General features: G+C 32.8%; 30 protein-coding genes and 2 pseudogenes. 12 read left to right on the forward strand and 20 right to left on the reverse strand.

Going from position 1 to position 26,783, the window contains the following annotated elements; genetic code table 11:
• Positions 1 to 4: 4 nt before the first annotated feature.
• Both CQA42_RS02270 and CQA42_RS02275 read right to left on the reverse strand, forming a co-directional pair.
• Complete coding sequence (locus CQA42_RS02270) at positions 5 to 226, reverse strand: hypothetical protein (RefSeq protein WP_115583064.1); 222 nt, start codon at positions 224 to 226, stop codon at positions 5 to 7.
• Positions 216 to 722, reverse strand: a complete 507-nt coding sequence (locus CQA42_RS02275; protein ID WP_258865530.1) for a hypothetical protein — start codon at positions 720 to 722, stop codon at positions 216 to 218. Before CQA42_RS02275 ends, CQA42_RS02270 begins: the two co-directional genes overlap by 11 nt.
• Positions 723 to 753: 31 nt before the next feature.
• Between CQA42_RS02275 and CQA42_RS02280 the strand changes: the two genes are divergently transcribed.
• Together CQA42_RS02280 and CQA42_RS02285 are read left to right on the forward strand one after the other, a co-directional pair.
• Positions 754 to 1,272 carry a metallophosphoesterase gene (locus tag CQA42_RS02280; protein ID WP_115583065.1) on the forward strand — a complete coding sequence of 173 codons (519 nt, stop codon included), beginning with the start codon at positions 754 to 756 and terminating at the stop codon, positions 1,270 to 1,272.
• A gap of 59 nt (positions 1,273 to 1,331) precedes the next feature.
• Positions 1,332 to 1,688: a hypothetical protein gene (locus CQA42_RS02285; RefSeq protein WP_115583066.1), complete on the forward strand. Its 357-nt coding sequence runs from the start codon at positions 1,332 to 1,334 to the stop codon at positions 1,686 to 1,688.
• 18 nt (positions 1,689 to 1,706) lie between these two features.
• On the opposite strand, the gene CQA42_RS02290 is transcribed toward CQA42_RS02285, so the two are convergent.
• Positions 1,707 to 2,147 carry a globin domain-containing protein gene (locus tag CQA42_RS02290; RefSeq protein ID WP_115583067.1) on the reverse strand — a complete coding sequence of 147 codons (441 nt, stop codon included), beginning with the start codon at positions 2,145 to 2,147 and terminating at the stop codon, positions 1,707 to 1,709.
• Positions 2,148 to 2,858: 711 nt separating this feature from the next.
• On the opposite strand from CQA42_RS02290, the gene CQA42_RS02295 reads away from it, so the two are divergent.
• The 6 genes from CQA42_RS02295 to CQA42_RS02320 all read left to right on the forward strand — a co-directional run bounded on the left by CQA42_RS02295 (position 2,859) and on the right by CQA42_RS02320 (position 4,909).
• On the forward strand, positions 2,859 to 3,275 hold the full coding sequence (locus tag CQA42_RS02295; protein ID WP_181881459.1) for a BspA family leucine-rich repeat surface protein: 417 nt from the start codon (positions 2,859 to 2,861) through the stop codon (positions 3,273 to 3,275).
• A gap of 214 nt (positions 3,276 to 3,489) precedes the next feature.
• Positions 3,490 to 3,708: a hypothetical protein gene (locus tag CQA42_RS02300; protein ID WP_115583069.1), complete on the forward strand. Its 219-nt coding sequence runs from the start codon at positions 3,490 to 3,492 to the stop codon at positions 3,706 to 3,708.
• Positions 3,705 to 3,977, forward strand: a complete 273-nt coding sequence (locus CQA42_RS02305) for an aldo/keto reductase (protein ID WP_181881460.1) — start codon at positions 3,705 to 3,707, stop codon at positions 3,975 to 3,977. Before CQA42_RS02300 ends, CQA42_RS02305 begins: the two co-directional genes overlap by 4 nt.
• A gap of 22 nt (positions 3,978 to 3,999) precedes the next feature.
• Entirely contained in the window at positions 4,000 to 4,095 is a 96-nt protein-coding gene (locus tag CQA42_RS08410) for a hypothetical protein (RefSeq protein ID WP_258865531.1), read from the forward strand.
• Positions 4,096 to 4,216: 121 nt separating this feature from the next.
• Positions 4,217 to 4,501 carry an aldo/keto reductase gene (locus tag CQA42_RS02315; protein WP_115583072.1) on the forward strand — a complete coding sequence of 95 codons (285 nt, stop codon included), beginning with the start codon at positions 4,217 to 4,219 and terminating at the stop codon, positions 4,499 to 4,501.
• Between the two features lie 126 nt (positions 4,502 to 4,627).
• A complete protein-coding gene (locus CQA42_RS02320; protein WP_115583073.1) occupies positions 4,628 to 4,909 on the forward strand; it encodes a hypothetical protein in 282 nt (93 codons plus the stop codon).
• A 484-nt stretch (positions 4,910 to 5,393) separates the two neighbouring features.
• On the opposite strand, the gene CQA42_RS02325 is transcribed toward CQA42_RS02320, so the two are convergent.
• The 16 genes and pseudogenes from CQA42_RS02325 to exbB all read right to left on the reverse strand — a co-directional run bounded on the left by CQA42_RS02325 (position 5,394) and on the right by exbB (position 22,546).
• Positions 5,394 to 6,512, reverse strand: a complete 1,119-nt coding sequence (locus CQA42_RS02325; protein WP_115583074.1) for a site-specific DNA-methyltransferase — start codon at positions 6,510 to 6,512, stop codon at positions 5,394 to 5,396.
• Between the two features lie 2 nt (positions 6,513 to 6,514).
• A complete protein-coding gene (locus tag CQA42_RS02330) occupies positions 6,515 to 7,300 on the reverse strand; it encodes a restriction endonuclease (protein ID WP_115583075.1) in 786 nt (261 codons plus the stop codon).
• Positions 7,300 to 7,875, reverse strand: a complete 576-nt coding sequence (locus CQA42_RS02335) for a TIR domain-containing protein (protein WP_115583076.1) — start codon at positions 7,873 to 7,875, stop codon at positions 7,300 to 7,302. The genes CQA42_RS02330 and CQA42_RS02335 overlap by 1 nt, the downstream gene beginning before the upstream one ends.
• The gene (locus CQA42_RS02340) at positions 7,872 to 8,273 is read right to left on the reverse strand and encodes a hypothetical protein (RefSeq protein ID WP_115583077.1); all 402 of its coding nucleotides are present in this window, start codon (positions 8,271 to 8,273) and stop codon (positions 7,872 to 7,874) included. The genes CQA42_RS02335 and CQA42_RS02340 overlap by 4 nt, the downstream gene beginning before the upstream one ends.
• A 9-nt stretch (positions 8,274 to 8,282) precedes the next feature.
• Positions 8,283 to 9,491 carry a TIR domain-containing protein gene (locus tag CQA42_RS02345; protein ID WP_115583078.1) on the reverse strand — a complete coding sequence of 403 codons (1,209 nt, stop codon included), beginning with the start codon at positions 9,489 to 9,491 and terminating at the stop codon, positions 8,283 to 8,285.
• Positions 9,492 to 9,663: 172 nt separating this feature from the next.
• Positions 9,664 to 10,428, reverse strand: coding sequence for a R.Pab1 family restriction endonuclease (locus tag CQA42_RS02355; RefSeq protein WP_115583080.1), 765 nt, complete (start codon positions 10,426 to 10,428; stop codon positions 9,664 to 9,666).
• A complete protein-coding gene (locus CQA42_RS02360) occupies positions 10,418 to 11,524 on the reverse strand; it encodes an Eco57I restriction-modification methylase domain-containing protein (RefSeq protein ID WP_115583081.1) in 1,107 nt (368 codons plus the stop codon). Before CQA42_RS02360 ends, CQA42_RS02355 begins: the two co-directional genes overlap by 11 nt.
• 31 nt (positions 11,525 to 11,555) lie before the next feature.
• A complete protein-coding gene (locus CQA42_RS02365; protein ID WP_181881461.1) occupies positions 11,556 to 12,719 on the reverse strand; it encodes an HNH endonuclease in 1,164 nt (387 codons plus the stop codon).
• Entirely contained in the window at positions 12,713 to 14,719 is a 2,007-nt protein-coding gene (locus tag CQA42_RS02370) for a DNA methyltransferase (protein ID WP_115583083.1), read from the reverse strand. The genes CQA42_RS02365 and CQA42_RS02370 overlap by 7 nt, the downstream gene beginning before the upstream one ends.
• Before the next feature lie 6 nt (positions 14,720 to 14,725).
• Positions 14,726 to 15,979, reverse strand: coding sequence for a glutamine-hydrolyzing GMP synthase (gene guaA / locus CQA42_RS08350; protein ID WP_309544419.1), 1,254 nt, complete (start codon positions 15,977 to 15,979; stop codon positions 14,726 to 14,728).
• Positions 15,959 to 19,024: pseudogene (locus CQA42_RS08415) on the reverse strand (GNAT family N-acetyltransferase); the annotation flags it as partial. The pseudogene CQA42_RS08415 and the gene guaA, both read right to left, overlap by 21 nt.
• Positions 19,021 to 19,357, reverse strand: a pseudogene (locus CQA42_RS02395) (glutamine amidotransferase-related protein); the annotation flags it as partial. The pseudogenes CQA42_RS02395 and CQA42_RS08415, both read right to left, overlap by 4 nt.
• Before the next feature lie 122 nt (positions 19,358 to 19,479).
• Positions 19,480 to 21,501, reverse strand: a complete 2,022-nt coding sequence (locus CQA42_RS02400; protein ID WP_115583084.1) for a hypothetical protein — start codon at positions 21,499 to 21,501, stop codon at positions 19,480 to 19,482.
• Between the two features lie 16 nt (positions 21,502 to 21,517).
• A complete protein-coding gene (locus tag CQA42_RS08240; RefSeq protein ID WP_181881462.1) occupies positions 21,518 to 21,694 on the reverse strand; it encodes a hypothetical protein in 177 nt (58 codons plus the stop codon).
• An 11-nt stretch (positions 21,695 to 21,705) separates the two neighbouring features.
• Entirely contained in the window at positions 21,706 to 22,098 is a 393-nt protein-coding gene (locus CQA42_RS02405; RefSeq protein ID WP_115583085.1) for a biopolymer transporter ExbD, read from the reverse strand.
• A 10-nt stretch (positions 22,099 to 22,108) separates the two neighbouring features.
• On the reverse strand, positions 22,109 to 22,546 hold the full coding sequence (gene exbB, locus CQA42_RS02410; RefSeq protein ID WP_115583086.1) for a TonB-system energizer ExbB: 438 nt from the start codon (positions 22,544 to 22,546) through the stop codon (positions 22,109 to 22,111).
• A gap of 151 nt (positions 22,547 to 22,697) precedes the next feature.
• On the opposite strand from exbB, the gene CQA42_RS02415 reads away from it, so the two are divergent.
• The 4 genes from CQA42_RS02415 to CQA42_RS02430 all read left to right on the forward strand — a co-directional run bounded on the left by CQA42_RS02415 (position 22,698) and on the right by CQA42_RS02430 (position 25,795).
• Positions 22,698 to 23,597, forward strand: a complete 900-nt coding sequence (locus CQA42_RS02415) for a DnaJ C-terminal domain-containing protein (RefSeq protein WP_115583087.1) — start codon at positions 22,698 to 22,700, stop codon at positions 23,595 to 23,597.
• Between the two features lie 10 nt (positions 23,598 to 23,607).
• Positions 23,608 to 23,967: a heat shock protein transcriptional repressor HspR gene (locus CQA42_RS02420; protein WP_115583088.1), complete on the forward strand. Its 360-nt coding sequence runs from the start codon at positions 23,608 to 23,610 to the stop codon at positions 23,965 to 23,967.
• Entirely contained in the window at positions 23,967 to 25,142 is a 1,176-nt protein-coding gene (locus CQA42_RS02425) for a replication-associated recombination protein A (protein ID WP_115583089.1), read from the forward strand. The genes CQA42_RS02420 and CQA42_RS02425 overlap by 1 nt, the downstream gene beginning before the upstream one ends.
• 116 nt (positions 25,143 to 25,258) lie before the next feature.
• Positions 25,259 to 25,795: a type II secretion system protein gene (locus CQA42_RS02430; RefSeq protein ID WP_115583090.1), complete on the forward strand. Its 537-nt coding sequence runs from the start codon at positions 25,259 to 25,261 to the stop codon at positions 25,793 to 25,795.
• 125 nt (positions 25,796 to 25,920) lie between these two features.
• Here CQA42_RS02430 and CQA42_RS02435 read toward each other — a convergent pair whose 3' ends face one another.
• On the reverse strand, positions 25,921 to 26,781 hold the full coding sequence (locus CQA42_RS02435; protein WP_115583091.1) for a biotin synthase: 861 nt from the start codon (positions 26,779 to 26,781) through the stop codon (positions 25,921 to 25,923).
• Between the last annotated feature and the right edge of the window lie 2 nt (positions 26,782 to 26,783).

The raw sequence follows: 26,783 nt of genomic DNA on the forward strand, positions 1-26,783 counted from the left end.
CATTCTAAAACTCCTCTTTTTTTGACAGACACAAAACCTCATGCTGTATAATTGCATTTTTAAAACAACTTTTTACACAAGGAGAATAGATGTAATCAACAAAAAACCAGCCTGTAAAAGGACAAACAGCATAGCCAACTGCACCTCCTGCACTTCCCCCAAGTAGTCCGCCCCCAAATACTGCTCCACCTGATATAGTAGCCTTAGGTTTATTTTCACAGCTCATTTGTCCTCTCCAAAATCTTTTGCATTTTTGGCTGATTATTATATTTTTCTTGCAAGATTTTGTAATCTTGCGAAAGTGGCTTACAATATTGTTCTAATTTTTGGCTAAGCTCTTTTTCTCTCGCCTCATTATATCTATATTCACCGCGAAAATAGTTGCAAGCGCAAGCATTTTGTATATATGTTTGTAAATCTTGTGGATAAAGCATTTTAGATTCTATAATGCTTGCTACATTTGTATCTATTTGCTTTAAAGATATGTAATAGCTTCTGTAAATGCAAATTCTCTCCCCATTATCAAAAGCCTCTAGGCTGATTTTTACCTCTTTTGTATTTTCCCACTGCACCTTCAAAGTTTTATATCCATAGATTTCACTTTCCTCATCATCAAATGTTTGTGTGATATTTTTCATAGCCTCAATATCTTGTGGGAGGTAATAGCCCTCTGAAAAACTATTTTTCATTTGTTTGTAAGCTTTTGTGATATTTGTATCCATAAAAGTCTCTACAGCATTTAAAGGGGTGCGTATGAAAAAAATCATTGTCTGCATAGCCGTTGTTATCGTTGCTATAGGACTATACGCGCCGATTGTGGAACGATTTTATACTCTTGATTTCGGACAAGATTTGGCAAAAAAGCCCGTGCATATTGTGCTTTTAAGCGATATTCATTCTGGCACATTTTATCTTCAAAACCTTCTTGAAAAGCTGAAAGCAGCCAAAATGCGCGATGAACTCGATGCTATTTTTTTGTTGTGTGATATTGTTGATGATGAAGTACCGATAGATGGGGCTATCAAGCTATTAGAATCGCTTAATGCGGAGTTTGCTGATTTGCCGCGTTTTTTTGTAGCGGGGAATCACGAGTTTTGGGGCGATATAGCCGCTATCAAGCAGCTTATGCAAACGCATGGAGTGCTTGTTTTGGATGCGAATTTGCCCAATGTTTGCGTGCGTATCAATAAGTGGAATCTGCGCATTGTTGGAGTTGACGACCCTGTGAAAATGGGCGTAAAAAATGGAAAAATCAGCTTGAAAAATCGCTAACCAAGCAAAAATGTAATGACAAAATAAATCCAAAAATCCGCTGGCTTGCGCCTATAATCGTGGATTCTGCGGCAATAGAGCGAACATTATTGCTTACTCATCACCCAGAATTTGTTGATGAATTTGCGAGGCTTCCTGTTGATGTCGTGTTTGCTGGGCATACACATGGCGGGCAGGTGCGCATTCCATATCTTTTAAATGGCTTATATGCCCATAATCAAGGGGTTTTCCTGCCTTTTGCTGGCGGAATCTATGAGCTTATGCCAAATATCGTGCTAAAAGATACATCAATTACGCATAATCCCGTGCATTTAGGCAATCTATCGACTTCAACAACGCGCTATCTTGTTGTATCGTGCGGAATAAGCCTTAATTGGCTGCTGCCGCACATTTTTAATCCACCTGAAATTGTATGAGTGAACTTGCATTAAACTTTAACTATTCTTTTCATATAGCCCTTTTTCAACCTCAATATAAAAAGCAGCAATGGCATTATAAGCCTTGTCCCAAGCCTCTAATATATCAGGAGTTGCGGCATCTTTTAGCACAGTTGTAAGGGCTTTTAATAAACATTCACCAACAATTGGATAATGCTTAGGTTTTACATTTAGCTTAACATGAACATTACCAATATTTGTTATTTGTTTGCGAATAGCTTCAAGATTCTCAATATTCTCTGCTGCATTGAGAATTGCAAGTGCCAATGCCTTTGGTTGCTTGCCATTTTTTTGCTTTTCCATGTCAAACATACCTTTAACACTTGGATAACGTTCAAACATATCCGCATAAAATGCCTTTGTAATTTCCTCTCCCCTCGCCCTAAGAATCGGCACGGTAGATTTCACAATCTCAATTGTTTTGTTGTCAAGTTGCATATTGTTCCTTTGTAAAAAAATGAATGTGATTGTAATAAAACACGGGCTATCTGTCATTAACATTAGTTAAGTAATTGAGATTCTGTGGCTATGTGCCGCAGGCAACCTTAGACAAGGATAACCAAAGTATGTTGTCGTCATTATGGCATCTTCGTGGATTCTTAGAGTCATTGCGAGCATAACGAAGTGCAGCGTTGCAATCTATGTTTTATGGATTACTTCCAAACGTTGCAATGACTAAGGAATCTGTGAATTGCTTTATGCCTAATAAGACGTTATTATCTTTGCACGTCTTTACCTTTTTTGTCATTCTAAAGAAGTGAAACGACTGAATAATCTTTGTTTGTGTTATTTAGATTCTATAAAATTATCTAATAATTTTTAGTAAAATTTTCACGTTTGTTTATAGATTGCTTCGCCTATCGGCTCGCAATGACGCTTAAAAAAGATTCTTCGGCTTACGCCCAAGACATGACAAGGCAATTTAGATTCTGTAAAGATGTTTCGCTTCACTTCGTTTCGCTCAATATGACAAAAAAGGTGAGTTCGCACATTGCACTAGCATTACACACCTGCACTTACAAACATGAATATTTATAGAATCTAATTTCCCTTGTCATTGTAAACCTGCAAAGCAGGTGAAGAATCTTTACAAACAGATTTTTAAAAGCAGCTTTTGAAGTATAATGCCAAGACTAAATTGGAACAATGGTGTTTAGCTTAAATATTTGTTTAGCAAATACAAATCCTTTGACTGACAAATCAAAGCATATTTACCACCCACAAAATCGTGATGAATTAGTGCAACTTTTAAGAGATGAAAATATAAAGCTAGATTCTATTGATACAAGCAAAATCACCGATATGAGCTTTTTGTTTGCTAATATGTTTGACTACTGGTGTGATGAATTTGCACCACATATGCAAACTTGTAAAAATACCGCTGGCAAGCGAAAAGATTTTAGTGGGATTGAGACTTGGGATGTGAGTAATGCAACAGATATGGACTCTATGTTTTATCATGCAAAATCTTTTAAACAAAATCTAGATTCTTGGAAAGTAAATAAAAATGCAAACATAAACTATATGTTTTACAACTCATCCATAGAATCTAACCCGCCGAAGTGATATAAGGAATAAAAGCAAAACTGCCAAAAAGCATAACAAAAACACAGTTCAAGAGTAAATAGATTTTTACAAGCCTTGCCTTAAAACTTTTTTTGAAAAAAATTTACAAATTCTTTGAGTTTGCTCTTGACTGAGAGCCGCTCTCATCCTTTATAATTTATTTTTTGTTATTTTGATTAAAAATTAAAATTTACTTAAAATAAAGGAAAAGAGTATGAACTCACAAAATGAAAGTATTTCAAACAACAAAAGAAGAGAGTGTTTGAAAAACTCAGCTAAACTTGGCATAGCAAGCTTTGGCGTCTTAGGCTTGGCTCACTCGCTTTTTACTGCAGGCTCTAACACAGCTTCAAATTTAGCCAATGCTGTGCCTTTTACTACTTTAAATAACGGCGTAAAATGCCTATGGTGGGTTTTAATACCTTTAACATGAAAGATTCAAAAGAAGTGCAAACTAGCGTAGATTCTGCCTTAGAAGTGGGATATCGCCACTTTGATACAGCACAAAGATATGGTAGTGAAGAAGGCTTGGAAGCTGGAGTTAGGGCAAGTGGGATAAAAAGAGAGGAAATTTTCATCACAACAAAGCTTCTGCCACGCTTTGCAAATAAAAAAGATACGCTAAAAGCATTTGAGGATTCTTTAAAAAGATTGCAAACTGATTATGTTGATCTTTTTTTTACTGCACTGGCCTGTAAATGATACTTATGCAGCTTGGAGGATAATGAGCAAATTGCAAAAAGAAGGCATGATAAAAGCCCTTGGAGTGTGTAATTTCACAGCAGATCGCCTTGTGGATTTTGTATCAACAATGAGATAAAGCAGCTATTAATCAAGCTGAGTTTCATCCCTTATATCGACGCACAGCCTTGCAAAAAGCAGGTTAGGAATACAGCGTAAAGCTTGTTTCTTGGTCGAGCTTTGGAAGGGGACGCGAGGGCGTGCTTGATAATGCTGAACTAGCAAAAATCGCTAAAAAACATAATAAAAGCGTAGCTCAAGTGGTGCTAAGATGGCTTATAGAGCAAGATATCATCGTTATGCCAAAAACGACGCGAAAAGAAAGAATGGTAGAAAATATCAGCATATTTGACTTTAAGCTTAATGAGAGCGATAAAACAGCCATTGCTAGGCTTGATAAGGGTAAAAGTTTGTTTTATGATCCTCAAGATACTCAAAGGATAAAGTGGTTTAATAGTAAAGAATATGACATTATCAAGCTTTAGGGATTAAAAAGCTAGCAAGAAAAAGGGCAAAAACTCAAAAAAAATTATAAATTCTTTGAATTTGCTCTTGATAGACACTAAGTGTCTAGTTTTTTAATTACATAAAAAATAAATAAGAAATAAAAAATGGTAGCACAAAACTTTTTATATAGGATTCTAAATTTACAAAAGGGCGAGTTTTTCTTGCTTTTATATTCATTTTTATTTATGTTTTTACTCTTTGCAAGTTATGGAATTTTACGCCCTATTAGAGATGCTTTGGGTTTAGAAGGTGGAAGTGAGGAGCTAAAATGGCTCTTTTTAGGCACTTTTATAACAACTTTGCTTAGCTCTTTGCTAGCTATGTGGCTAAGTGGTTTTGTCAAACGTAAGCTTTATATAGATTGTATTTTTGCTTTTTTACGCTAAATTTGCTTTGTTTTTTTGTGGCTATGCTTAACATTGCTCCTGAAAGTGAGTATTTTGTCTATCTTAGTCGAACTTTTTGCTATCCTAATTTCAAAGATTTTACTTTTAAGAGTATGTATGAATATTTGAAACAATGGATTTGTGATTTATCCGGGTAAGTTAAGCGGTGCTAATACTTTTAAAATAGGTAATATAGGTGATTTGTAAGCTCTATGCTTTGGTTTAGGAAGTGGTTTATTTGATAGCTCTATCCTCATTAATTAGCTTTAAAATTCTATCAAACTCATTAAAAATATTGTTACCTTTTTTAAGATTGATTGGATATTCTTTATCATCAAAGCAAATCTTTGATTTTATGCTATTTTTATGCAGTAATAGCTATTTAAAATCTTGAAAAATGCTATCTATATCATATTTTATACTTTTAAATTCATTTATGCTATGCGATTCAAGAATACTTATCCTTAGAATCTATCACATTTTCTCATATATCTTTTAAAAAACCATACTCACATTTACAAAGATTTTGTTGATTAAATTCTTCTATCCATTTTTGGTTAATTTTCATTGCTTCTTTGCTCTCATCAATGCCAATGAAGTTTCGCCCAAGCAAGAATGATTCTCTCAAAAATCCACCACTTCCACAAAAGCAATCCATTACTAAGGAATCCACATTAGAGGACATTTGAATAATTCTTTTTAACATTGCATTATTTTTCTGTGTAGGATAAATAGGATTTTGTGTGTCTTTAAACTCCCAAATATCCTGAATCTTTTTACCCTTAGAATCTTGCGCATACACCTTTTTTCTGGGCACTCCATTTTTGCTCCATTCAATCAATCCTGCTTTTTCTAGCCTATCTAACTCACTTAAAGAGCAACGCCAATGCCTACCAAGAGGTGGTTTTAAACCATTCCACTCTTGACCACTCTCACCATTTTGCGTAACTCCTGGTGCGTGAAGCGGAATCGTAGTATAAAAGCCCTTATCATCTTGTTTTTTAAATCGTTTATGTAAATCAGTTTTTGTGATTTCCTCATAAATTTCATTCCAAATATATTGATTGCTTTTTACATAAAATAAGATTCTATCTTTGATATTTCCATAAGCTCTGCGTTTAAAGTTTTTGGGATTGCATTTAATACGCACAATATCACTAATAAAATGCTCTCTGCCAAAAATCTCATCACAGAGGATTTTGACATAATGCCCCACCTTATCATCAATGTGTAAATATAAACTTCCCTTTTCACTCATTAATTCTTTGATTAAGATTAAGCGATAGTAGAGAAATTCCAAATAAGATTCCAAATTAAATTTATCTTTATAGGCAACTTTTGAATCCAAACTCGCACTCATCGTGCTTCCCAGTCTAAAGATATTATTGGTAGCAAAAGGAGGGTCAATATAGACTAAATCTACACTATTTTTAAAAGTCTTTTTATGATTAAAATCTTTATTTTGCAAGAGATTTTGCATAGCATTAAGGTTATCATCAAAAATAAGTAAATTTTCTTGATTGTAATTCCCTTGTAATTCTCTGCTCAATGGGAGTTTGAGAAAATCTTGCGGGGATTGAAAAGAGTTAAAAAGATGAAACATTGCTATACCTGATAAAGAAAATCTCTTAAAAGTAATGCGGATAAAATATTATGATTTTGGTAGCCTTTTGTGAGTGTTTCAAACATTTTGTTTTTGCCTTGAATATAACATACTCCGTCTAAAATTGCTACTTTGATAATATTTGGAGTTAAAGAAGTGTTAAGTAAGCTTATCGCATCTTCAAGTTGAGCATTTTGATGTCCTCCAAAATCACTTAAAAATTTTGCTTCTCCAAGAATCATTTTTCCATTGAACCTCGCAATAAAATCTAAACCTTTTAAACGAGTATAGCCCAAATGTTCTTTTGCAAATTCTTGCATAGCTGAATCTGAAGCGTTTAAAATAGCATTTTCGTTAGTATTTTTAAATACTTCTAGGCTAACAGGCTGGATTCCTAAAATTCCACTATTCACCCAACGCTTAAAAAGCGGTCCTATTTGGCGATTCGTTTCTTTTGGTTGTGAGAGATTTTCATAAATTTTGTTTAATCCCATTTCTTTTAATCTCCCACAAATTCTTGCTATCGTTGCAGGATTCCTTTTGATTGCACTTTTGTCGCGCCTTAGATAGGCGATATAAGAATCCTTAATAGGAAACAAATCAAAATCAAGCAAGGATTCTATAATTTTTTCTTGCTCATTGACACTAAAGGCTTTTTCAAACCTATCCCATTTGATAGAATCTATTTCTCTTATATTGTCTGGACTCATAGGATATACTCTAAAAAGCTGGTCTAAATAATCTTTTTGATTTGCAAGCTCTATGCTTGATTTAAGAAAACAATTCATTATCTCTCCATTCTTAAAAGTTTAATATTTTTGAAAATACCCAAAAAAATCAAGATAATCACTAAGATTCCAAAAAAATTAAAAAATGGAAATAGGCTTTTAGGTTTGGTTGTATATTTTTGCAATTTTATTTTTTTGCCTTTACTTTCAGTTATGTTTTTATTTATCCAAGATTCTAAATTATTCCTAATATCTTGATACGCACCTTTTGAATTTGGTTCATAACAATGAATATCAAAGACATTTTGCCCTTTTTTCGTTGTTTGGTGCTTTCTATCTTTTAGATTGTGAATAAAGATTCCAAAAATAGGAATCCCTAACTCTTTAGCTCTTTTAACTTCATATTTCACCCATTGTCTTGTATGTGTTTTCTCACCTATTAGCACTATTACACAATCGCAACCTTTCATTTGTTTATCTATCCAATTTTGAATAGATTTATCCCCACTTTTTTTAATTTGTTCCCAATCATTAGTATTGCAAACCCTTTGTCCCTCAACAACACCCATATTGCGTATTTGTTGCACTCTCCAACTATCTAAGTCATAGTGAAAACTAAAAAAGACTTTTTTCATAAAACACTCCATAAAATAAAACTACAAATTCCTACCAATCCATAAAAAAGCCAAATAGAATGAGAAAAAAATACTTTCATATAGGATAAAAATCCTTTTTGATAATTTTTAAAACTGCTAAAATCAAAGTCTTGAATTATGCTTTGCTCTTTGATTGCTTCAGCATAAAAATCTCTAAATTTTCTCTCTTGCCAAAGGTAATACATATCTAGCAGACAACAAAGGAATAGAGGAATAAAAGCAATAAGAATCATTTGTTTATTTTGACTTGATGCATACACAGCAAAAAGAGCGGATATTATAGTGATACACATTGTTTTTATTTGCGAGGAATTTGTATTCATTCTTGAAATTGTATTTTGGATAAATTCTAAAAATTTCATTCTCTCTTGCGTCATCTCTCACTCCTAATTTATCTTGTGGCTAGTTTTTGGCAATTTTTTGGCAATATTAATTTTATAATTAGAATCCAAATACCACTCATCTACAAAAGATTTACATATAAATTTATTTTCTTCAATATCTTCTTTGTTAATAATATACATCGGTTTTCCTAGTGCCTTAAAATAGTTTAACTCATATTTACACCAATCTGATTGTCTCGAATTGTCGGAGTCTACAAATAACAAGCTCTTAGATTGCTCTAATCTTTTTTCCAAAACTTTTAATGTGGCATTGCATAATAATTCTCGTTTCAAATAATCTGAATCATTTATCCAATCACAAAAAATATTCTTCCCATGTTTATTTTCAAATGAAATTAATTTTTGCACTACGACATAATCCTTATAGCTATGCGAAATAAAAAAATCATATGTTTTTATTTTTTGCTCTTTCGCATTTTCAATTCTGTATTCAAGTTCCATCGGAGTTTCAGGTATTGTATATTTTTCATTAGGATATACTTTTTTTAAATACTCTTTTCTCTTTTTATTGCTTGTATGTACTTGCATATATTTTTGTTTTCGTGCTCTAGGCTGATAATTAAAACTTTGCAAATGATCAAACGCAATCAACCTAAGCTGTTTATTGAGTTCAGCATCATTCAGTTTGAAAAAGAACTGTATTATTTTAGAGCTATAATACTTCTTCAATTCTAAAAGAATATACATTTTATCCTTTTGACTTGCATTCTTTCTTTCATAAAATCCAATTAATTGATCGATAAACTCGGGTGTCATTTGCTGCGTTTTTAATTTAGCATGTTCTATTTTTTGATTTATCTTTTCAATCTTTGGCTTTCTTTCATTCCATAATTTCTGTTTTAACTCACTTACTGTTTCTTCTGAATAATTAGCAGCATATTCTTTTCGTGTTTCTGCAGATAAAATTTCCCTATATTTGTTTGAAGAATATAATAATTTCTCCGGCTTTTCCATATTATAGCGTGCCTTTCCAAAACGCTTTTTTAAATGCTTATCCTTTTTATTGTAATACCAATACTTGATCTCAACTGAATCCCATTCATGTGGATAAAAATATTTCAACATATCAACAACATCATTATCCGTATAATCTTTTGGCAATAATCCTTGAATAGATTTTAACTGTATATTCCACATTGAAATAATATCCCTTATTTCATGTTCGTAAATGTGTTTTGTAACCCCAGACATATATTCCCTCCTTTAAGTTTTTAAATATGTGCTATAATACATATAAATTGCTTTATGACTCTGCACTTCTAAGTGTCGGCACTTATTTTTCAACTTCTCACTCCCACTCAATCGTGCCCGGGGTTTAGAAGTTATATCATACACTACGCGGTTAATGCCCTCTATTTTATTTCTATCCATTTTGAATAACCCTCAAAATCTCTAACACATCGTAATTGTGATTCTTGCTTAAGATTCCAAAAATCTTAAAACACTCAAACACAAATGTCTTATGTCTAGCATCTAATGACAAAATCCCACATTCTTTAGCCCTAGCAACTCTTCCAAGAAAACCTATATTCTCCTTAGATTCTAATTCTGTGATAGGAAAGCACATATAAAGCATAGGTTGCACTCCTATAGCTCTTTGCTTTTCTTTGATGATGATTTCAACCAGCACATCAAAATTACCAAATTTATGAACTAAAAGCGGATATTTCACTTCACTTACATAAAATTCTATGTCTAAAATTTGCTTCTGCTTTGGGTGGCTTCTAAAAATCTGTAAATCCTCTCTGCTGTCTATAAAATCCTCATTTTTAAGACTTTGTAAAAATGCGCAAAGATTTTCGATCTCTGCCTTGTTGATAATCCCCCACTGCACAAAATAATATAAATATTCACTTAGCTCATAAAGTGCCTTATTTTTCCCATTTGCTCCTACAAAATGCGTCTCTTGCAAGGTGCTTAAAACAAGTTTTTCTTTATCGCTTTTATCCACATCATAGCCGATTTGCCATTCAATATAATGCTTTTGTGAGAATGGAATTTGTTTTGTTGCCGTTGGGATTCCATATTCATAAAAACTATTTCTTGTCTTTACTCTAATCTTACCGCTTTGTGTTGTAAGCGGAATCTCTATGCGAATTTTATTATTTTCCAAACCCTCAATCCTCATAATGCACCCCTAACAAATCTTTGAAATACTGCACTATATCCTCACTTAGATTCTTGCTTTCACTTGCTTTGATAAATGCAGATTCTAAGGCTTGAAATTTCTTAAAATCTATGAAAATATCACAATTTCCTAGATAATAAGGAATATGCTTGATGATTTGCTTAAACACATCAACATAGCAATAAAGGCTATATTTATCTTGTGTAACATACACCGCATTTGCAATATTTTTGCTTATAAATGTTTTAGAGCGGCGGAGGGCATTAATATCGCGCAGAGTATAAAACATTGCCACTTTTTCAGCTTCGCATACCCGCTTTTTATTTGGATATTTATCAATGTATCTTGCGATAAAATCAAAATCATTGAGCTTAAAAGATTTGCCCTCACGAGTTTTAAAAGTAAAATTACAAATAAAATCATAATCCATTCCTTGATTGTCCCTTTCATACAAGGCAATGACAATAGGAAAAAATCCCAAAGATTTAGGGCAAAAGATTTGTGAGCTAATAATTGTAGAATCCAATAAGCGATAGTGTTTAGTAAAGTTTTTTAAGGATTTAAAGTTTGTTTCTTTAATCAAATAAGAAAGCGGATGAAGCACACAGATATAATCAGCTTTTAATATATTAAATGAGCGCAAAAAGCTAATGCCTATATCTCGTGCTTTAAGATGAGAATCCACAGGGTTAGAATCTGTGCTTTTAAGGTGATTTTGCACGATAGAGGTTTTGTCATTATAGGGCGGATTTCCAATAATAATGAGCTTATCGGATTCTGTAAGGCTAAATTTGTCTCTTTGGACATCGGCGAGTGCGTTAGTATGGATAAATAAGGGCTTCATATAAGAATCTTTAAAATATGCTTTTGCTTTTGATAGGGCAACACTATCAATATCTGCACCGATATTTTGCTTAAAACCCTCTAAATTTAAAAAGCTGCCATAACCACAAGAGCTATCAAGCAAAATATAATCTTTTAGATTACTGATAGAATCTGCAAGCATTTGATAAGCAATCTGCACAATACAGCTCGGTGTGTAAAAGCTACCTTGATTCACCATTTGGATTCTATCTAAATGTGCTTGAGCTGTCATTTATTCTGTTCTCACTTTACTCCCAATGTTGCTATATTAATAGATACTTTTCTAGGTTATATTCTACCGCTAAAGAATCGGGCTTTTCTGATTCTTTATGTGGAATGGAAATAATACGATTATCCAAGCTATTTAAGATTCCATATTTATCAGCAATTCTATGAGAGCTAGAAATTTTAATTCTTAAATTTTTACTTTCATCATAAACAAATCCAAACAATCCGTTATCAAACATTTTGTGCATTTCATAGCTTAAAGCTATTCCGTTAGATACTGCAAATGAGCCGCCATCTCTATAAGGAATAATATGTGCTGCTTCAAGCAATACCCTATTGTCTATAAAAATACTTTGTCCCGTAATAGCACATTGATAGTTGTAGGCTTTTAAAACATTTTCTCGAAATAGCCTTTGTTCTCTTGCAGGGCGAGAATTATTTTGGATAGGAGTTGGTTGAGAAAAAACAATATTATTCATTTCAATTTGTAGTCTATCTACAAAATTAAAATCAACAATTATATTATAATTAGAATCTATCACTAAAGCAGTTTGTAAAAAATTATAAATATATGAAATAGGTCTCTTTAATTCATCTTGAGTGTCTAAATCAAGATTATCAAAGGCGTTATCATCATATCGCATTAATAAAATATTTTCTTTTGTTTGGGCTAGAATATTTTGCAATAGAATTTTATCAAGCATTTGAATATTATAAGTCCTTATAAAATTTAAAAGTGCCAAATAAGGACGGATTAAATCTGCAGTGTCGTAATACGAGAGAATCAGCTTTAATATTTCATACTGATAAAAATCTAATAGATCAGAATCTGCAAAAGACCGAATCAAAAGGTTGGGTGGTAAAGAATCTATATTTTTTCTTCCTGCTCTTAAATCATTTTCATCGTAAGCATTTTGATTCAAAAGTGAATTTCTCATAAAAACATTTGTTTCAGGTGTTAGCTTAAAAGCAAAATCACTCGGCTTATCATATTCTATCAAGCCAATTTTCCTCATATCTGGGTATTTTGATTTATAATTAGTAGAAATGAGGTTTAAATACCTCTCAACACCAAGTTGGCAAAGCGTGGGTAGCTCTACCCCTATGAGATTAGATAAATTATGCTTAAAATGCTTGAAAGAATCGAAAAATAATTCTGTATTTTTCCTTTTATATCGTATATTAACTTGTTTCAACACTTTTCCTTTTGTAATACAATAATACTTTCTCTCAAATAAAATTTAGATTTAGAATCTAGGATTTTCATTTGTTGGCTTGAAGTTTTAAGCTTTCTGGCTACAATGACTTCCACACATTTAAAGCCTACTTTTTGTGCCTCTTGTGCTAAGATTTCATCTGTTTTTATCGGCACTCCCCTATAACAAGAATTTCCTACCACAATAAAACAAAATCTATTATTTTTAAGAATATCAAAGCAATTTCTTAAAACCTTTTGCATATCAAAAAAATAATTTGCAAGCATTATGAGCGTGCTAGATTCCAAATTTCTATCTTTAAGAATTGCAAGTGTTTCATCTAATAAAACATTGTTGATATTATCTGTTTTTTGCAAGTTGGCATTTTTATTATTTCTCAAAGCAGATTTTTTAAGCTTTTTCCAATCCTCATAATTTTGGATAATGCCACTGCTCCATAATTCCATTTTATAAATTTCAAAATAATCAAATAAATTTGCATAAGGAGGGGAAGTAAGAATACAATCAACTTTATCTTTGAGTTTATGAGTAATAGACGAAAGATTTTCCAACATTAAAATTTTAGTGTTTTTACTATCAAATTCTTTTTTTAATTCAAAAGCCCTTAAGGTAAGCTCTTTGAGATAAGATTGCGTATCTTTAATTTTAGATTCTCTAAATTTTATACCATTACCGTCTTTTTTATAATTTAATATTTTTTCTAAATTGCAAAATACTAAAAACCTCACAAAATGATAGACTTTAGAATCTAAACCCTTAAAAGATTCTATAAAATCTATTATGATATTAAATTGCTTTTTATTGGCATATTTACTAAAAGATTCCCATTTGGGATAAGGATAACTTTTGTTGCTAAATTGAAAATTCTCTGCAATCTTTTTTGCTTTTTGCAATTTTTTAGAATCTAGTTTTTCTAATTTTGCCTTTGCTACATTGATAGCAAAAGGTGAAGTATCAAACCCAAAACATTGTTTTATCTGTGGATTTAAAAAACTAGAACCAACACCACAAAAAGGGTCATACAGTGATTGTATAGAGCAATGGAATTTATTTTGCAATTGCTCTATCAAGTAAGGACTAAAAGCTTCTTTATAAGGGAAAACTTCGTTTAGAGAATCTAAAGTGTTATCGCTATTAACTAAATTTGCCATCTTATCGGGGAAACTTTTTAGAATAGATAAAGATTTATTTTGCAACCTATTGATTGCAATTTCGCAATACTTGTAAGAGAGTTCAATACCAATAAATTGCCTATTTAAAAGATTTGCCATATAAGTTGTTGTGCCTGTTCCATTAAACGGGTCTAACACAATATCATTTTTATAAGAGTAAATTTTTAATAATCGTTCAATCAGTTCTTCGGGATACGGTGCGGGGTGCAAATCTTTTTTAGCGTTATTACTTGCACACAAAATATTTTCAAACCCCTGCTCTTTCTCCTTATCAAAATACCATACATTTTTTGTCCATTCTTTAAATTCTTCACTAGAAATATCTATATCTTGAGAGTTTCCTTTATGTGTCCGCTCTCCCTTATAAAACACTAAAACAGATTCTCCAAGAGGTCTAAATGAAGGACAAGAAGGGCTTTTCCAGCTTCCCCACGCGGTATTATTGCCCTGAAAATGTTTAATGTCTTTGCCTTTGTGCCAAGAAATCAACTCAAACTCATTAAAGCCAATTTCATTAAGAATTTGCGTTATATATACAGAAAGAAATCGCACTTGTTTAGATTCTCTGTTTTTTACAGCAAAAGGAATATTTACACATATTCTACCGCCTATTTTTAAGACACGATAACATTCTTTAAATATTGCACGCATTGAGTTAAGATAAGATTCAAATTCTAAATCATCATTATAATTTTCATATTTATGTGCGACATTATAAGGTGGAGAAGTAATAATAATATCTATTAATTCATCAGCAATATACTTTTTCAATATTTGCAAACTATCACCATTCAGTATTTCTTTAAACATAACTTACTATTCCCACTCAATCGTGCCCGGGGGTTTAGAAGTTATATCATACACTACGCGGTTAATGCCCTCTACTTCGTTGATAATGCGATTACTCACAGATTCTAAAAAATCGTGGGGTAAATGTGCAAAAGTCGCTGTCATTCCATCAATTGCTTCCACCGCACGCACACAAATTGTATTATCATAGGTGCGATTATCTCCCATTACGCCCACGCTCCGCACATTGAGCAGCACACAAAACGCCTGCCACACTTTATCATAATAGCCTTGCTTGTGCAGTTCCTCTATAAAAATAGAATCCGCCTCGCGCAGCAAATCTAAATCCGCCTTATTCACCTCTCCCATAATGCGTATAGCAAGTCCGGGTCCCGGGAATGGGTGGCGCATTAGCATAGATTCGGGCATTCCAAGTTCTCGCCCTAACGCCCTCACTTCATCTTTAAAAAGCTCCCGCAAAGGTTCAATGAGTTCAAACCTCATCCACTCCGGCAACCCACCGACATTATGGTGGCTTTTTATCGTCTTAGAAGGACCCTTCACACTCACAGATTCTATTACATCAGGATAAAGTGTGCCTTGTGCTAGGAATTTTATCTCGCCCTTTGCATTATGCTTTTTTGCCTCTTTTTCAAAGACTTCAATAAAAGTCTCACCGATGATTTTACGCTTTTTCTCTGGCTCAATCACACCTTTAAGGCGGCTTAAAAACAACGCACTAGCGTCTGCAGTGATTAGTGGCACTTTGAGATTCTCTCTAAACATTTTCTCCACTGCCTCTCTCTCACCCTTGCGTAAAAGCCCGGTATCTACGAACACAGGAATAAGGTCGTCCCCAATGGCACGATAAAGCAACGCTGCAACAACGCTAGAATCTACCCCTCCACTCACCGCACACAAAACCTTAGAAGGCGTTGGCTTTTTGGTGCTTTTAGCGGATTGTTCGCTCGGTGCTTGGTCATTACCCTCAAGGTAACTCCCTCGTGTCGCACCTTCACAACCCTTAAAATCCCTCAAAGATACTGCCGAACCTGAATCTGCACTAGATTCTAAATGACTTTGCATTTTAGTATCGCTAGATTCTGTATGTTGAGAATCCACAATTCTAGTATTTGCAGTGTGGCTGTGTAAGTTTTTTGGATTTTTTGTAAGGTTAGCGGACTTGGCGTCCGTGCCTTGCGAAAAATCCAAAACCTTATCGCATTGCATACCCAAAGACGAATTGCGCCTAAAGCACGAGGTAAGGTGGTCATTCACCATTCCAATAGCCTGCATAAACGCATATATAGTCGTAGTGCCGACAAACTTAAACCCACGCTTTTTCAAATCCTTAGCGATTGTATCCGAAAGCGGTGTAGAAGCAGGTAAATCTGCAATGCTTTCAAAAGCGTTGATAATCGACTTACCTCCCACAAAGCCCCAAATATACTTATCAAAGCTTCCAAACTCCCTTTGCACAGCCATAAACGCCTTAGCATTGATAATCACGGCTTCTATTTTGGCGCGATTGCGGATAATCCCCTCATTGTGCATTAAAGATTCTATTTTGCTTTCATCATAAGCGGCAATTTTTTGGTAATCAAAGTCATCAAATGCTGCCCTAAAACTCTCGCGTTTTTTAAGAATCGTAATCCAACTAAGCCCCGCTTGAAAGCCCTCTAAAATCAAAAACTCAAAAAGTTTCCTATCATCGTGCAGTGGCACTCCCCACTCATCATCGTGATAATTTTCATACAATTTACGCGCCACCTCGTCCTTATCGGTAGCCCAAGGGCAACGCACCTTTTCACGCACACCCTCATTTGAATCTTGCACCTCAAGCCCTAAAGACTTTTGCAAACTCTCACGCGTAATGTTTAGAGACATTAATTCGGACAAAAATGCACTAACACACCCCTCATAGGTAGGCTTTTTCCCTGTTTTTGCAAATCCTAAAGCTTGATAGAATCCTAAAGCCCATTCAAGACTATTAACCTTTATGACTTCAAATGCACCTAAATACCGCATAAATGCTTCTTTGAGTAGTGCTTTGCCTATACCTTTTTTAAAGGCTTTTGGAGCGACAAAAAGCAATATAATTTCATTTTTTTCTACTGCAATAAAGCCTAGCCATTCCCCATTTTTTTGCGCTATAAGTAGATTGTTGGATTTTAAAATATCCTCCCGTATCTCTTCTCTCATACCCGCAATTTCATCTTCGCTTAAATCTTTGTGGGTGGCTCTTGCACCCTGCTCCCAAATAGAGACAAGATATTGAATCGCTTGCTTTTTCCCAACTTGCTTAAAAGATTCCACAAGAGTGATAAAATGCAAAGAATCCCTTAGGGATTCCAAAGCACACTCTAAGTCCTCCCTTGCTACCTCCATAGGCGTTAGCATAATCTCCCGATAATTTCCAACGCAAAAGGGTTCTCCTACTTTGTAAAAACCTAGTTCGCTATAATAAGAGAGGGCTTGCTTACGACTATTAAGTTTGATTTTTTCAAATGGGTATAAATGCCGATTCAAAGCCTCTTTAAGTAATGCTTTGCCAATCCCTTTGCCAAAATATTGCGGAGCGATAAAAAGCAAAGTAATTTCATCTTTTTGCACCGCGATAAAGCCTAGCCACTCCTCTGTTGTCGTGCATATCAGTATTTCCTCTGCCTTTGCAATATAATCTTTTTCTATCTCTTTGCGTCTGTGGGTGATAAATTCCTCACTCACTTCTTGCGTGGCTCTTACAGAATCTTCCCAAATTTTAAGGAGCTTTTTTATCGCTTGCGCTTTGCCTATTTCTTCAAAAGCTTCTTTTATATCCTTAAAGACAGGATTCACACATTGCCTAACCCCGCTTCCATACACGATTTGACGCAGTTTTACAATTTCATTTTGTGCAAAATTCCGCATATTCCAACTTGTATCCGCCCCGCAAATCCCTACTGCAAAATTCTTTAGAATTTGCCCCCCACACTCACTATGCACGACTTCGGGGTGAAACTGCAAGGCATAAATACCCCTCTTAAAATCTGCAATGGCGCAATAATGCGTGTTACCCGATTTTGCAAGCTCTCTAAATCCTTGCGGGATAGATTCCACCTTATCTGCGTGGCTCATCCACACGATAGAATCTTGCTTCACATTTTTAAAGAGTGTGTTTGCTCCAAGCCCTTGCGTGTTCGTGCCGCTCTCTAATCCTTGCCATACATTTTTGTCAAGTTTAAAAACAAGATGATTAATTTTTTTGCCCTTATAGGGTTTAGGATATTCCCCCACTTTTTGCATACTAAGCCTTTTTGCTACCTTGATTGAAGCGGTATTATCCTCTTTGATGAGGCAATACACTTCCTCTAATCCCAAAGTTTCAAAGCCATATTTTACGCACATTCTAGCCGCTTCGCTTCCATAGCCTTTGTTCCAAAAATCGCGGTGCAAAAGATAGCCGATTTCTACGATTTTTTGAGTTTTGCCCTTTAGGTTTATCTCTGCATAATTTAGCCCCGCATTACCGATAATCTTGCCACTTTGCTTCTCCACAATCGCCCAGATTCCAAAGTCATATTGTTGATAATGCGCTAATTGCTTCTCTAGCCATTCCTCACTTTCCTTTTTACTAAAGCCGTGCCCCCACGCATACATTGTTTGCTTATTGCTCACAATTTTATGCAATGCCGCAAAATCCGCCTGTGTATAAGGACGGAAAAAGACGCGCTCACTCTCGCACACAAAAGCATTTGCCACAGAATCGCTAGTTTCTCTTTCAAGTGCTTTTTTTAATGTTGTCTTATCTGTTTTTAAATGCGCAATAGGAAAGTCTCTCCCTGCGGAATCTTTTTCGCTCATTCCTATTTTTTTAAAGCCCAAAGACTTATAAAATGCCAAGCCTTGCGCATTTTGCTCGTTACAATCCACCAAAATGCAAGGATAATCTTTTAAGTATCGTTCCAATGCTTCTTTAAGCAATGCCTTACCCACACCTTTTCTAAAAGCACTTGACGCCACAAAAAGCATTTCAATCTTATTGTCTTCCACACCAACAAAGCCCAAAAAATCCTTTTTATCTGTCGCAGTGATGATATTTTGGGAGCTTTTGAGTGCTGCTTTGACTTCTATTTTAATCTCTGCAATGTGCTGATTGTTTAAAAAAGTATGGCTTGCTCGCACAGAATCTTCCCATAAATCAAGCAAGGCTGTTAGCATTTGAGGAAACTTGCTGTGGCTAAAAAGCGTAAAAGTAAGGTTCATCGGTGCTTGTGTGCCTTGAGACGCACCTTGAAATGTAAGATAAGATGAAACTTTAGAATCTTTATCCGCATAGGATTCCATAATCTCTAGCACCGCCTTGCCAAACTCCTGTGCCTCTGCTCTGACTACACGTCCACCGAAAAAATCCGCGATATACTGCATTCCATAGCAGATTCCTAAAATTGGGATTCCAAGCGTGAAAATCTTAGAATCAGGCTTGTAGGCGTCTTTTTCATACACACTCGCAGGTCCTCCACTTAGGATAATCCCACGCGGATTCTTAGCTTTTATGGAATCTAACTTTTCAAAGTAAGGGACAATCTCGGTATATACGCCCGCCTCACGCAACCGCCGCGCAATTAACTGCGTGTATTGACTCCCAAAATCTAAAACTAAAATTTCGACTTTTTGCATCATTTCTCCTTGCTATCTTTAAGCTTTATCTAAAATGAGAATCTGGCTCTTTTAACTTATCTAATGTTATTTATTGCCTACTTTTTTACAAGCAATCTTGAAAGGAATTACTTAGCAATATTTTATATCCTCTGCCCTATTATATCTCTAATCCTTCGTAAAAACCATTCATAATCATTCTTAAAACTCTCACTACTATTATGAAGAGATTTTTCTATATCTTTGATATTTTCTTTTGCTATATTTTGCAAAGTATTGCTATTTTTAATAGAATCTTTAATCTCTTTTTGCAAAAACTCAACAATATTTAAAATCTCTATATTTGATTTATTTAAAAATAAAGCATTTTCTTTTATATGGTGTGATACTTCGCTATTTAGGACTTTTATATCTTCTATGCTTGTGCGACTTAGCTCAATTTGGGCTTGTGAATTCGATAAAGTAATTTCTTCTAATGTTTCTAAATATTTATTAAAAAGCTTGTTGATAGCAGAATCTAGCATTTCTTGATTAGAATAAATAGAATTTGACATATTGTTTAATAATGTATTTTGCAAATTTGACATATCATCAAAATACGATTTTGATATGCTTTGTAAATGCTTTATCCCGCTTTTATTTATATCATTCATAGTTTCACTTGCATATTTACTAATTGAATTTAAATTTAGCTCGATATCATTGCCTAGCTTTTTATAGCTTTCATAGATATCTTTATTGTTTTGCAACATTATTACACCAAGATTGTTTGTCTCTTTTATGGATGATTGAATCTTATTATTAGTGGATAAATTTATAGAATCTATATTTTTTGCCATAGATTCTAAAAGTGTCATTAGTGAAATATTTCTAGAGCTTATAGAATCTATCATGGCTTTATTTTTAGATTCAAATTCTTTTGTAATATCTAAAAAGACATTATCGATGATATTTTTTGTATTATTTATTAGATTTGCATTTGTCTGTTTTAAATGTTTATTTAAATCATCAAAAAAATTATTCATAGATTCTAGTGTAGCTACTGCATTTGTGCCAAATGAACTTATTGTTTTTAGTTTTTCACTTAGATTTTTATTCTCAATTCTATATTCTCTTAGAATCTTTATTGCTTCATTATACAAGGTAGTCATACCTTCATCTCTTTTAATGATATTTGTCGTGATGGCATTTAACTTCTCTAGTGATTTTGCTTGTTTTTCTATATTTTCTTTTAATGCATATAAATCATTTTTGTGTTTTTCCTGCCATTCTATTAAGCTATCTATACCATTATTAAATCGCTTAAAATTCTCGCTAAAATGCAAATTTATTGTATTTGTAAAGCTTGATATAAGGCTTGATATTCTTTGATTTAATGTGGAATCTATACTATTTGATAGCTCTTTTATTTGTGTATTAAAATTTGTATTTAGGCTTGTAAGGCTACTAATGAAACTTTCTTTAAAATCTTTATTTGAATCTTGTAATTTTTCTAATATCGCTTGATTATCTTTGCTTAGAGTTGAAAAATTATTTTTATTTGACTCGATTATATTTTTTAGATTTGTATTTGCATCTCTTAAAAGCTCAATTTGTCTTGTATTTACCTCGAAAATATCATTAAAACATGATTTATTTCTATCAATTAAGAGTTTTGTATTGTTAGAATTGGAATCTTTTAGCATTTCAAAGCCATTTTGAATAGATTCTATATTTTTTGATAAAAACTCAGATTCTATGAGTTTATTTAAGCTATCTTTTATATCTTGCAAACTCTCTTTGATATTTTGATTTGTAGAATTAATGCTTAAAAGCTCATCTAGCTTATCTAGCTTTTTTATTTGCAAAGTAATAAAATCAAGATTTTCTTTATTTTCTTTTTTGAATCCAAGAAATTTTTGATACATGCCAAGTATCAAAACAAGTGTAATGCTTGCAAATAATGTATAAAATGATATTTGTAATCCATATAAAATATTTGGTATAGAATCTTTAATATTTTCAATATCAATATCATAAAATCCTATCAATATTCCACTTAATACGCCTAGAATTCCAATCAAAATAATACTTGATTTGTAATTTTTATGATTTGATGTTTTTGCACTTCTAATATCAATGATTGCAAGTATTACCATTATTACAACAAAAAATATATTTATCATAGTCCCACCATTTCAATTATCTTTTTCTTTTGCCAAATCTATCTTCAAATTCACTATCACTCATCCAATCAGGCTTACCTATATCTGATTTTCTATTGACAATATTTAAATATATTCTAATTGCAATAACAATAACTGCCATAGTGATCACAGCAGAGAAAATAAGTCCAAAGTTATAATTTGTAGCAATCATAAAAAACCTTTTTATTTTTTATTATCATCTTGAACAAGTACAAACAAATTTTGATATTCTAGCTTTTGGAGCATATTCATAACAATAATAAAACTATCAAAATTACTCTCTTTATCGCCATTTATCACGATACTAGAATCTTTTGGAAGCCTAGATATAAAAGATTCTAGATTTGCTATATCAAATATCTTATCATTGATGAAAAATTCTCCATTTTTATTGATTGTAATAATTGTATCTTCATTGTCTATCTTACTTGTATTGCTATTTGCATTATCAACTTTTGGAATATCAATATCAATGTGACTTCTAGATATAAAAGTAGCACTAGTTAGCACAATCACAAGCAAAACAAGAACAATATCAATAAATGGAACAAGATTAAGAGAATCTATCTTTTTCAAAACATATTCCTTAAATCATATAATCATTATTTTGATGGATTAAATCCCATTTCAAAAGTAAAACTTCACTCTTTCTAAGTAATAAATTATAAGAAACTATTGCGGGAATAGCGACAATTAGCCCCATTGCAGTTGCTTTTAGTGCAAGAGCAAGTCCTGTCATAATAGCTCCTGTATTTACCATATCATTATTACCAATTTCTATAAAAGTAAGCATTATTCCACCAACTGTTCCAAGAAGCCCTACATATGGTGCATTTGAACCAATAGTAGCTATCAAAGTAAGATTATTTGTCAAATCTATCTCTAAAGCCTTTTTTTCATCATAGCTAGCAACATCAATTTTTCTATAAATATACAATCTCTCTAAAATGAGGCTAACAACGATAATACTTAAAAATCCAAGAAATCCTAAACAACCATAATCTAATATATCTTTTAGTGGCATAAATATCCTTAAATAATACAAACAATTCTTTGGATTCTAGCTAAAATAAAATTTGCATTTAATTAATTTTATATAAAAACTTTAGTATATTTATTTAACTTTTATGATACAATTACGCTAAAGAGTAAAATAGTAAAAGGATTATTAAGCGATGAATAAAAGTCTATACGACACATTAGGAATCTCACAAAATGCATCAAGTGATGATATTAAAAAAGCATATAGAAAACTTGCAAGGCAATATCACCCAGATATAAATAAAGAAAAAGGTGCAGAAGAAAAATTTAAAGAAATAAATGCAGCATATGAAATATTGAGTGATGAAAATAAACGCGCACAATATGATCAATTTGGTGATAGCATGTTTGGCGGGCAAAACTTTAGTGATTTTGCAAGAAGTAATCAAAATGTAAATATCGATGATATTTTGGCTTCTATATTTGGTGGTGGAGCAAAAGGCGGTTTTGGCGGTGGTAGCTTTGGTGGTGGAAGTTTTGGTGGATTTGGTAGCTTTGGAGGATTTGGTGGATTTGATAATAGATTTGATGATAGTGCTCTAGATTTAAATGATCAAATTACAATTCCATTTGAGAGTGCATTGCTTGGCGGAAGCTATCATTATAATAATAATGGTTTAAAATTTGATATAAAGATTCCAGCAGGAATTAAAAACAATGAAACACTTAGAATCGCAAACAAAGGCAAAAAAGCCGGTGGAAGAACTGGGAATCTATTATTAAAAGTGATAGTTGCACAATCAAGTGAATATGAAATAAAAGAAAATGTATTGTATAAAACTATTGATATTCCCCTTAAAATCGCATTATTTGGGGGAAAAATCAAAGTCAGCACTCCATATAAAGAAGTGATGCTAACAATTCCACAAAATACAAAAAATAATCAAAAATTAAGAATCAAAGAACAAGGTATAAAAGATAGAAAAACAAATAAAATAGGTGATTTGATGCTTATTACAAATGTGATTTTACCGCCAATTGATACAATTGATGAAAAATTATCAAAACTTATGCAAGAAAAATTACCACAATAAAGGAGTAAATATGCATAGCTATGAAGAACCAGTTTTTTTAATAAGTGTAGTAGCAAGGATTCTATCAATCCACCCTCAAACTCTAAGACAATATGAAAAAGAAGGGTTGATAGAACCAGGAAGGACAGATGGAAAAATGCGTCTTTATTCACAAAAAGATATAGACAAAATAAAAACGATACTTAGACTTACAAGAGATTTGGGAGTAAATCTTGCAGGTGTTGATATAATCTTGCGATTAAAAGATAAATTAGATGAATTAGATTCTACGATAGAAGAATTGCAGAGCTCTATTGATAAACAAGATAATAAGAAAAATAGTATATCAGTAAAACGAAATTCTTATGATGTAATCATATTTAAAAAATAATGCTTGCATTAAAAGAGCGTCCAAATAATATTGATGATTTTATAGGACAAAAACATTTAGTTGGGGTTAATAAACCCATAAGCAATATGATAAAAAACAATACTCCAATGCATTGTTTTTTCTATGGACCTCCTGGAGTTGGTAAAACCTCGCTTGCTAGAATCTTAGCAAATGAATTTGGCGGTGAATTCATAGAATTTAACGCAACCTCAATAAAAATTGATGAGCTAAGAAATAAAATAGCAAAATACAAAGGCACATTAATAAAGCCTATAATTTTTATAGATGAAATTCATAGACTTAGCAAAAATCAACAAGAAGTCCTGCTCCCTATAATGGAAAATTTTGATGCAATCATATTTGGAGCTTCTACTTATAACCCTTATAGAAGCCTTACAAGTGCGATTCGCTCGCGTTGTATGATATTTGAATTTTATGCATTAAATAAGCTTGAATTATTAGAAATCCTAGAACTTGCAATCAAAAAAAATAATATAAAAATAGATGAAGATTCTAAACAATACATAATAAATACAAGCAATGGTGATGCAAGAGCTATGCTAAATCTACTTGAACTTTCAAAAGATGATCCAAACCTCCAAAATCTAAAACAAATCCGTCCTGTATCACTAAATGAAGGTATAAGCGAGGATTCTACTCATTATGATTTAATATCTGCGATGATTAAAAGCATAAGAGGAAGCGATGAAAATGCGGCTTTGTATTATCTAGCAAGACTAATTGTAGCAGGAGAAAATCCAGAATTTATAGCAAGAAGACTTGTGATACTAGCTAGCGAAGATATAGGAAATGCAAATCCAAATGCACTAAATATAGCGACAAATACGATGCTTGCAGTAGAAAAAATAGGCTATCCAGAATCTAGAATAATTTTAAGTCAATGTGTAATTTATCTAGCTTGCTCACCAAAATCAAATACAGCATACAAAGCCATAGATGACGCCATTGCCTTTATCAAAGACAATCCAAATCATAAAGTTCCAAATAATATTTCACATTTTCATAAAGATTACAAATATCCACATAATTTTGGAGGCTATGTAAAGCAAAATTATCTACCAAATGATATAAAAGATATAAAATTTGTCCGCTGGAGCGATATAGGTTTTGAAAAAAATCTAAAAGAATGGCTAGAAAAAATACAAAATAAATGACTATAAATAAAAAATAAATATTTTTAGCTTTTAAGGAAATATTCAAAAAAAAAATGTTTAAATTTCATTAACTTTTATCCTAATGGATTTAAGAAATCTTTTAAAAAGGAAAGAAAATGAAAAGAAGTGGTTTCTCAATGATTGAGTTGGTATTTGTTATCGTTATACTAGGAGTTTTGGCAGCAGTGGCTGTGCCTAGATTTGTAACAACAAGGACAGATGCACAAGTGGCAATGGCAAGAAGTGATATTGCCTCTACACTAAAAGCAATCCCTGCAAGAGTTTTTGCAGAAAATCTAGACCCTACAGCATCAACTCCTACTGGATTTAGCTCTTGGGGTGAGTGGATGATAGATACAGGAGGACTTGATCGAGGTAGATGGCAAGTTGGTGGAAATGGTGCAAATGGAAACAATGGGATCCAACCAATTGGAAATGTAACACAAAATGGAGGATCAACAAATACAACTGGTGGCTGTGGAGCAGTAATAGTGCTAGATACTACAACTGGTAATCTACAATTTAAACCTGAAAATATCAATCTATCTAATCACGGAAATGCTGGGACATTTTGTAAAGCACTAAAAGAATCTTATCCAAGTGGATCAAATAGAATTATCCCACTTGCAACTACTGGAGCAGTGAAATTCTAAGATCCTTTTAAAACTCTAGATTCTAGCCTATGGGTTAGAATCTAAAATATTTCTCTTAATAAATTCAAATTATTTTTTGCTTTAGCCTAGATTTTAGGATGGAATCTAAATATTTCTATAAAAATCTAACTCACAGAACATTGTCTATCTTGCAATAAATGACCTATTTTTAGATTATATTCTTGAAGCATTAATAAATCTTTATTTGGTACTTCGCCATTTGTAGTGAGATAATCTCCAAGCACAATAGAATCTATCCCATAATCAAATATTTCTTTTTGATTTTCTCCAAATACCACTTCTCTGCCACCTGCAAGCATTAAAATAGAATCACTTAATATTTCTCTTGCAAGTATAATACACTCTAATGCCTCATCTCTATTTATTACTTGCTCTTTTATAGGAAGGGCTTTGTTTGGGATAAAAAAATTAATAGGTGAGCTATGTGGATTTAATTCTTCTAATGATTTTAAAAACTCTATCCTCTGATTCATATTCTCTCCTAAACCAAAGATCCCACCACTACAAAGTTTTAAGCCTGCACTCAAAACATTTTGACAAGTTTCAAATCTAGAATTAAAACTATGTGTAGTGCAAATATGCTCAAAATAGCTCTTAGCTGTCTCTAAATTGTGATTGTAACTATCTATTCCATTTGCTTTTAGATATTTTAAAGATTCTATGTCAGCCTTGCCACAACACGCAATAAGCAGCATTTTTGGCAATTCTGCTTTAATACTTGAAGCAAGTTTTGCTATATAATCGCATTTATTAGAATCTAGCCCAAGTCCAGAAGTAACAAGACAAAATCCACTTGCACCAAGTTTTGCTAATCTTTTAGCTTCTTGTAAAACTTTTTCTTCTGGTTTATTTTTATAGACTGCTATATTTGTATTGTATTTTATACTTTGAGTGCAATATGCACAATCTTCCTTGCACGCACCACTTGTTACATTGCTAATTGAGCATAAAAATACTTTTTTCATAA

The sequence above is a fragment of the Helicobacter sp. MIT 99-5507 genome (assembly GCF_003364295.1).
Lineage (GTDB): Bacteria > Campylobacterota > Campylobacteria > Campylobacterales > Helicobacteraceae > NHYM01.